This window comes from Prescottella defluvii (assembly GCF_000738775.1).
Classification (GTDB): Bacteria; Actinomycetota; Actinomycetes; order Mycobacteriales; family Mycobacteriaceae; genus Prescottella; species Prescottella defluvii.
The window spans coordinates 1-272 of record NZ_JPOC01000124.1 but is presented as its reverse complement, the minus strand read 5'-3'; the positions used below and the strand labels follow the sequence as shown (position 1 = coordinate 272).

Below are 272 nucleotides of genomic sequence, written 5' to 3'. Positions count from 1 at the left end.
CCGAACCGGGATGGAGCACCTGGCTCGCACGCTGCGCGGCGGCACCGATCGGTGTGTCCGCGAGTGAGATGCCGGAGTAGGGGGAGTGGGAGAGGCTCTGGTCTCGACTGCCGTCGGTCGGTTCGGGCGGGACCACAGTTTCACGTGAAACCGTTTCCCGTGAAACGGCGGATTCAGATCCAGCCGACATCTACTGCTCCTTCACTTGATGACCACTCATGACGCAATTCTCAACCCTCGAGCTCTCGAATGCCGGTAACTCAGCGGTGCCG

Annotated in this window: 1 pseudogene; it reads right to left on the bottom strand. The window is 62.1% G+C overall.

From position 1 onward, the window contains the following. A pseudogene (locus IJ15_RS27020) lies at positions 1–190 on the bottom strand (chromosome partitioning protein); the annotation flags it as partial. Positions 191–272: the final 82 nt, after the last annotated feature.